6 protein-coding genes are annotated in these 5217 nt (G+C 66.8%); 2 read left to right on the forward strand and 4 right to left on the reverse strand.

Translation table 11 applies throughout. The features are described from left to right. Both B3D39_RS11810 and B3D39_RS11815 read left to right on the forward strand, forming a co-directional pair. A partial coding sequence (locus B3D39_RS11810; protein ID WP_286789718.1) for a dienelactone hydrolase family protein occupies nt 1-345 on the forward strand: 345 nt, incomplete at its 5' end. A 109-nt stretch (nt 346-454) separates the two neighbouring features. Beyond that, complete coding sequence (locus B3D39_RS11815) at nt 455-2131, forward strand: thiamine pyrophosphate-binding protein (protein WP_274962388.1); 1677 nt, start codon at nt 455-457, stop codon at nt 2129-2131. Nucleotides 2132-2143: 12 nt separating this feature from the next. Here the strand turns inward: B3D39_RS11815 and B3D39_RS11820 are convergent, their stop codons facing one another. From B3D39_RS11820 to B3D39_RS11835, 4 genes are all read right to left on the reverse strand, one after another. Then, the gene (locus tag B3D39_RS11820) at nt 2144-2839 is read right to left on the reverse strand and encodes an SDR family NAD(P)-dependent oxidoreductase (RefSeq protein WP_274962389.1); all 696 of its coding nucleotides are present in this window, start codon (nt 2837-2839) and stop codon (nt 2144-2146) included. Between the two features lie 105 nt (nt 2840-2944). Next, nucleotides 2945-3943, reverse strand: coding sequence for a hypothetical protein (locus tag B3D39_RS11825; RefSeq protein ID WP_078570409.1), 999 nt, complete (start codon nt 3941-3943; stop codon nt 2945-2947). Further along, nucleotides 3940-4638 (reverse strand): ABC transporter ATP-binding protein, encoded by a 699-nt coding sequence (locus B3D39_RS11830; RefSeq protein ID WP_274962390.1) that lies wholly within the window; start codon nt 4636-4638, stop codon nt 3940-3942. The genes B3D39_RS11825 and B3D39_RS11830 overlap by 4 nt, the downstream gene beginning before the upstream one ends. A gap of 10 nt (nt 4639-4648) precedes the next feature. Beyond that, nucleotides 4649-5217 (reverse strand): ABC transporter permease (locus B3D39_RS11835; protein ID WP_286789719.1); only part of this gene is annotated, 569 nt, incomplete at its 5' end.

Raw genomic sequence — 5217 nt, forward strand, 5'->3', positions numbered from 1 at the left:
ACTGGGTTCTGCTATGGCGGGGGCGTGGTGAACAAGCTCGCCGTCGCCTATCCCGAGATGGGCGCGGGCGTGCCGTTCTACGGGGCTGCGCCCGACTCTGCGCAGGTCGCGATGATCGAGGCGCCGCTGATGATCCAGCTCGCAGCGCTCGACCAGCGGATCAATGCGATGTGGCCGGAGTTCCAGAAGGCGCTCGAGGAGAACGACAAGCGCTACGAGGCCTATATCTATCCGGGCGTGAACCACGGGTTCCACAACGACACGACGCCGCGCTACGACGAGGCCGCCGCCAAGCTGGCCGAGGAACGCATGATCGCGTGGTTCCGGACCTATCTCGCCGGGTGATCTGGCGCGCTCGCGACCTGCCGGGGGTGCGCTCCGATTTGGCGCGTGCTACGCCTCTCGCAAGATCCGCGTCATCGCGCGGAGCCGCAAACGGGAGAGAGGCGCGCGCATGAGAAACGGTGGTCAGGTTCTGGTCGAAAGCCTCGTGGGGCTTGGTGCGCGCAAGGCGTTCGGCGTGCCGGGGGAAAGCTATCTCGCGGTGCTCGACGCGCTGCACGACACGCAGGGCACGCTGGATTTCGTGTTGTGCCGTCAGGAAGGCGGGGCGAGCTTCATGGCCGCCGCTTACGGCAAGCTGACCGGGGAGCCCGGCATCTGCATGGTCACGCGCGGCCCCGGGGCCACCAATGCGTCGATCGGGGTGCATACGGCGATGCAGGATTCCGCGCCGATGATCCTGTTCGTGGGGCAGGTCGGCACCGATATGAAGGGCCGCGAGGCGTTTCAGGAGCTCGATTACAAGGCGGTCTTCGGCTCCATGGCGAAATGGGCCGTCGAGATCGACCGGGTCGAGCGTATCCCCGAAATTCTCTCCCGCGCCTGGACGATGGCCGTGAGCGGGCGGCCCGGTCCGGTCGTGGTCGCTCTGCCCGAGGATATGCTGACGTCGATGACCGAGGCCGCGCCGCTTGGCGCGCCCGTCCGGATCACCGAGCCGCAGCCCGATCCGGCGGCGATGGGCGAGCTGCGTGAGATGCTGGCCGGGGCCAAGCGTCCGCTGATCCTCTATGGCGGGTGCAACTGGCGCGGGGACGGCACTTCGCACATTAAGTCCTTCGCGGAAGCCTCTGATATACCGGTTCTTTCGGTCTTTCGATATCAGGACCGGTTCGACAATAATTCGCCCGTTTTTTGCGGCGATGCGGGCGTCGGGATGGCGCCGCATGTGAAGCGTCTGATGCGCGAGGCCGACGTGATCCTCGCGATCAATGCGCGCTTTGGCGAGAATACGACCGATGGCTACACGCTTCTGGACGTGCCGCAGCCCGCGCAGCGGCTGATCCATGTTCATGGCTCGGATCTGGAGATCGGCAAGATCTACCGTCCCGAACTCGGCATCCATGCCGGGCCGAACGCCTTCGCCGCAGCCCTTGGCACGCTCGAGCCAGTCAAGGGTGCCTGGGCCGACTGGCGGGCCGAAGGCCGCGCGGCCTATGAGGCGGGCTTCGATCTGCCCGATCAGCCCTCGCCGGTCGATATGGGCAAGGTCTGCGCCTATCTGCGCGAGGAACTCCCCGAGGACATGATCCTGACCAACGGGGCGGGCAATTTCGCGGTCTGGCCGGGGCGGTTCTTCCGCTTCGGGCCTAACGCCACGCTGCTTGCGCCGCAGTCGGGCGCGATGGGCTACGGGGTGCCGGCGGCCATCGCGGCCAAGGTGGCGCAGCCCGAGAAGACCGTGGTCTGTTTCGCGGGCGACGGCGATTTCCAGATGACCTCGCAGGAACTCGCCACCGCCGCGCAGGCAGGTGCGCAGCCGATCATCCTGATCCTCAATAACGGGATTTACGGCACGATCCGCGCCCATCAGGAGCGCAATTATCCGACCCGCGTGTCGGGCACTTCGATGGCGGTGAACCCGGATTTCGCGGCGCTGGCGAAGGCCTATGGCTTCCATGGCGAGCGGGTCGAGCGGACGGAGGATTTCGCAGCCGCGTTCGAACGTGCGCGGGCGTCCGAGACCGGCGCGGTGCTGGATCTCGTGATCTCGCCCGAGGCGCTGACCCCGCGCCAGTCGCTCTCGGCAATGCGGGCTGCGGCGCTGGAGGCGGGCAAGGGGCGCTGAGCGTCCGCCGCCTCAGAACGTCTCGACCCAGGGGCGCAGCGTGATCTCGTTCGTCCAGGCGCTGCGGTCCTGCTCGATCAGCTGGCGATAGGTTTTCGCAATCGCCTCGGGGCGCAGCATCGAGCCGGGCTTGTCAGGCGCCTCGCTGCGGCCCGGATTGCGGATCATGCCGTCGATATTCACCCAAGCCACATGGATGCCTTGCGGGTGCAATTCGCGCGCCATGCTCTCGGCCAGCCCGCGCTGCGCGAATTTGCCCATCGCGAAGGGGGCGGAGCGCGCGAACCCTTTCACCCCGGCGGAGGCCCCGGTGAACAGGATTGTGCCGCGGCTGCCCTCGGTGGGCTCGGCTTCGAGCATCCGCCGCGCGGCGTGCTTGCCGGTCAGAAACGCCCCGATTGCGGTGATCTCGACGGCGGCGCGAACGTCCTCAGCATCGAGTTCCGCCACCGAGCCACGCACCCGGCCAGACGGGTTGTAGACGACGACGCGCGGCGGCGCGGGCAGGGCGTCGAACAGATCGGCAATCGCGGCTTCGTCGGTCGCATCGAGTTGCACCATGCGCGCTCCGGTCTCCTCGGCCAGTGCCTGCATCTTCTCGGCGCTGCGGGCCGCCAGCGTCAGGTCATAATCGGGCGCAAGCTCCCGCGCCATTGCGGCGGAAAGCCCGTCGCCCACTCCGATAATCACCGCCTGTGCCTTGCTCATGGTCAGTCCTCCTCCAGTTCGCGTTCCCGCGCCCGGCGGGGTTGCCTTACGACATAGCCCGGCGCGACAATGGCCCAAATCGGGGCTGCCCGCATCGCGGACAGCTTAGCCGAAGAGGATCAGATGCGAGCGCCAGATTACGATCAGGCAGACGATCCCGAAGGTGGCGAACCCGGCCATCGACCATATCAGCAGCCGCCGCATCAGACCCGGCAGGGGCCCCGCCAGCGAGGCGCGCTTTTGAAACGGGCTGAGCGCGCCCGCCCCAAGCCCGGCTGCGGTGGCAAGAAACAGCGGCACATACAGCGCGTAGCCGACATAGCCGTATTCGGGCTTGAGGATGCAGAACGGGCAATGATGGTTGGGGTTTTCATAAATATAGAGCGAGATCGTGGCGACAATCGCGGTCAGCCCCATCCCGAACATCAGCGCCGAGGCCAGCGCGTAAAGCCCATAGCCGCGCTTGCGGATCAGCGCCGCGATCCCCGCAGCCAAGGCGATCAGCGCGGTGAGGCCGAGCAGCCAGAGCGCCTGCGCCTCGCCGACGCCCGCCATCTGGTTCGCGAGATTGGGGTTGTTCGGCGTGAACAGCTTCGAGCAGCACGAGGTGATGACATCGGTCTGCATGTCGAGGAAATAGCTCAGCTCGACCGCGCTATCGGCAAGGATCAGCGGCGTGATTGCCAAAAGGGCTGCATATTTCACGCGGGTCAGCGGGTAGTCCCGTCCCAGCCTGTCGGCCCGGTCGAGGATCAGCCATATCACGGCGGCGAAGAACACCCCGATCTTGAGATAGAGCGCGGGGAAGCCGTAATCGTTCACGTTGAGCGTGCCGACCGCACACATCGCGCCGACGAATAGCGACGACATCCGGTCGGCATTGAAGACAAACAGCAAAAGCGCCGCGAGCTCGGCCAGCATGACGGCGGCGAAGAGGGTCGAGACCAGCTCGGTCATCCGCTCCATCCGCAGTTGGCGCGCGCCCATGTCGGTCAGATCCCAGCGGCGCAGCACGGTGACGGCGAAGCCGCCCGCCCAGAGGGCCGTCAGCGCGGCCAGACCCGCCACCAGCAACAGCGCCATGATCGGCGTTTGAAAGATCATGGCTGCGGCTCCTGCTGGGCAGGCGCATCCTCGATCCGCCCGTCGCGCATCGAAACCACCCGGTCGACGCAATCCGCGCCCCAGACACGTGGGTCGTGGCTCGACATGATGACGGTGCGCCCGCGCGCTTTCTCCTCGGCGACGATCTGCAGGAAGGTCTCGGAAAGCGCACTGTCGAGATTGGCCGTGGGTTCGTCCGCGATCAGGATAGGCGGATCGTTGATCAGCGCCCGCGCGATCGCCGCGCGCTGCGCCTCGCCGCCCGAGAGCAGCTCGATCCGGGTCTGGGCGCGCGGCCCCAGACCCAGCGCCTCGATCCGGTCCATCGCCCGTTCGCGCAACTCCCCGAAGGGCTGACCCAGCGGCGCCGCTGGCAGCATCACGTTTTCCAGCACGGTGAGGCCGCGCACGAGGTTGAACCGCTGGAAGATGAAGCCGAACCGCTCGCGCCGCAGTTCGGTCTGGAAGTGCTCGGGCAGGCCCGAGACGACCTCGCCATCGAGGCTGACGCGGCCCGTGGAAGGGCGCGCCATGCAGGCGACGACCGACAGGAGCGAGGATTTCCCCGAGCCCGACGGTCCCTTGAGCACGGTGACGGCGCGCCCCTCGATGGTCAGGTCGATCCCGTCCAGCGCGGTCACGGCATTGGGGCGGCCCGCATTATAGGTCTTGGTCACGGATTGCAGAGTGATCATGGGGGCCTCCTCAGCGCATCACGGCATCGGGATCGGCCGAGGCCGTGCGCCAGATCGGCACCACGGTCGCGGCGATATAGGGCAGGGTGGTCAGCAGCGCGAGCGTCAGCAATTGCAGACCGTCCACATGCGGGCTCAGCGGGAAATCGGGATAGATCACCGCCCAGCCCTGCAGGATCGGCGCGAAGAGCGGGGCACCGAAGAAGAACACATGGGCGAAGCCCGCGACGGTGCCGATCAGGAAGGCCGCGAGCGAGATCAGCCCGCCTTCCCATATCTTCATCGCGATCACGTCGCGCGTGTTCCAGCCGACCGCCTTGAGGATGCCGATCTCGCGCGCTTCCTCGGCCGAGAGCCCGCTGGCTTTTTCGGCGGCGAAGATGACGAAGGCGAGGATGCCGGCGAAGGCCAACGCCGTCAGCAGCCCCTCGCGCCAGTCGAACAGTTTCTGATAGGTGCGCGCGATATCGGCGCGGGTGACGAAGCGCATCTGCGGCAGCGCGTTCGAGCCTTTCTGGACAATGGTGGCGACCTCGTTGGGGTTACGCACGCGGGCCACGACATCGGTGTAGCGGCCTT

The organism is Thioclava sp. UBA3469 (assembly GCF_002378135.1).
Classification (GTDB): domain Bacteria; phylum Pseudomonadota; class Alphaproteobacteria; order Rhodobacterales; family Rhodobacteraceae; genus Thioclava; species Thioclava sediminum.

Bases quoted from the DNA above. Each gene is read 5' to 3' on its own strand.
- B3D39_RS11815 (WP_274962388.1), top strand. From the start codon at position 455: ATGAGAAACGGTGGTCAGGTTCTGGTCGAAAGCCTCGTGGGGCTTGGT.
- B3D39_RS11820 (WP_274962389.1), bottom strand. From the start codon at position 2,839: ATGAGCAAGGCACAGGCGGTGATTATCGGAGTGGGCGACGGGCTTTCC.
- B3D39_RS11825 (WP_078570409.1), bottom strand. From the start codon at position 3,943: ATGATCTTTCAAACGCCGATCATGGCGCTGTTGCTGGTGGCGGGTCTG.
- B3D39_RS11830 (WP_274962390.1), bottom strand. From the start codon at position 4,638: ATGATCACTCTGCAATCCGTGACCAAGACCTATAATGCGGGCCGCCCC.